This window comes from Bradyrhizobium sp. 23 (assembly GCF_023073295.1).
In the GTDB taxonomy this organism is placed as follows: domain Bacteria; phylum Pseudomonadota; class Alphaproteobacteria; order Rhizobiales; family Xanthobacteraceae; genus Bradyrhizobium; species Bradyrhizobium canariense_D.
The window spans coordinates 1-1,827 of sequence record NZ_JADPJF010000013.1 but is presented as its reverse complement, the minus strand read 5'-3'; the positions used below and the strand labels follow the sequence as shown (position 1 = coordinate 1,827).

The window sequence follows — 1,827 nt, the reverse complement described above, 5'->3', positions numbered from 1 at the left end:
GCGAAGGGGGTCGATCATGATCTCTGACAAGGTCAGGCCTCATCATCTGGAGCGTAAGGCGATTCTTTACGTGCGCCAATCCTCAGCACATCAGGTGTTGCACAATCGCGAGAGCAGCGCATTGCAATACGCCATGCGGGACCGGCTGACGGCACTCGGGTGGTCAGGAGATCGTAGTGATAGATAATCTCGGTCGTTCAGCCGCCGGCGGCGTGCAACGCGCCGGTTTCGAGCGAATGGTAGCAGAGGTTTGCCTCGGTAAGGTTGGTGCGGTTTGCGCCCGCGAAGTCTCGCGCTTCGCCCGCAACAGCCGGGATTGGCAGCAACTCATCGAGATGTGCCGCGTGGTCGATACCGTTCTGATCGATCAGGAGACGATCTATGCACCGAGGCACGGTAACGACCGCCTGCTGCTCGGGCTCAAGGGCAGCCTCAACGAGTACGAGCTGGATCTGTTGCGCCAGCGCTCGCTCTCGGCCCGCTACGAGAAGGCGCGCCGGGGCGAGTTGGTTGTGGCGGCGCCCGTCGGCTTCGTGAAGGCCGGCGATCATTATGAGAAAGATCCGGATGGGCGTGTCCAGGAGGCGATCAAGCTGGTGTTCGACAAGGTCGAGGAACTGGGCAGCGCGCGACAGGCGCTCTGCTGGCTCCACGAGTACAATCTCGATCTGCCGGTGAAGCAGACCAGCGGCGACACGGCCTGGCGGCGACCAAGCTACTCCGCCATCCACCGGATCATTGAGAACCCGGTCTACGGCGGCGCCTATGCCTATGGTAAGACGGCTGTGGCGGCGGGATACAGCGCCGCAGGCGTGAGCGTGAAGATCCGCCGCAAGGCGCGGAACGAATGGCTGGCGCTGAAGCCCAACACCCACGAAGGGTATGTGAGCTGGGAGAGGTTCGAGGCGATCCGCACTATGGTCAGCAGCAACATTCCCACCGGCCGGCATCACGGCGCGCCCAAGCATGGTGACGGGCTGCTGGCCGGCCTGATCCGGTGCAAGCGCTGCGGCCGCAAGCTCACACTCCGATACTCCGGCATGAAGCACCATATCCCGCGCTACAGCTGCAGCCGCGCCTGGATGGACAATGGTGGCCCTCACTGCATCGGCTTCGGCGGACTGCGCGTCGATGATGCAGTCGAGGAAGCGCTGCTTGGCGTCGTCGGTCCGGGCGCTATCGCCGCTGCAACCGCGGCCGCCAAGGAAGCCAGGGAACGGCGGGATCAGGTGCGCGATGCTCTCAGTCGCGACCTCGAAGCGGCGCGCTATGCCGCCGACCGGGCCTTCCGGCAGTACGATGCCGCTGACCCCGCGAACCGGCTGGTGGCGGGCGAGCTTGAAGCGCGCTGGAACAGGGCACTCGCTCACGCGGCGGAGGTCGAGGGCAAGATCGCAATGCATGAGGCGGCGACGCCCGCCCCCATTGCCGATCCAGCTTCGCTCGGCGTTCTAGCCTCGAACCTCAAAGCGGTTTGGGATGCGCCGACGACGGATGCTCGCCTCAAGAAGCGCGTTGTGCGCACCCTCATCCATGAGGTCGTGGCCGATATCGACGATGCGGCCTCCGAGATCGTCCTCATCGTCCACTGGGTCGGCGGCGTTCACAGCGAGATACGCCTGCCCAAGCGCCGGCGCGGGCAGCGTAACAGCACCTCCGCCAACATCATCGAGGCTGTGCGCCGACTGGTGCTGATCGCCAGCGACGATCTGATCGCCGGCCTCCTCAACCGCAACGGCCTCGAGACCGGTAACGGCAATCGCTGGACGCGCGAGCGTGTTACCTCGCTGCGCTCGAACTATCGCATCCCGGTGTTCAAGCCCGCCG

The 1,827-nt window shown here is 64.8% G+C and carries 1 protein-coding gene and 1 pseudogene; both read left to right on the top strand.

Features of this window, described 5'->3' with window-relative positions; all coding sequences use genetic code 11:
* Positions 1-187 (top strand): annotated as a pseudogene (locus IVB32_RS02120) (hypothetical protein); the annotation flags it as partial.
* Positions 177-1,827, top strand: a 1,651-nt coding sequence (locus IVB32_RS02115; protein WP_247409664.1) for a recombinase family protein, incomplete at its 3' end; no start/stop codon positions are given. The pseudogene IVB32_RS02120 and the gene IVB32_RS02115, both read left to right, overlap by 11 nt.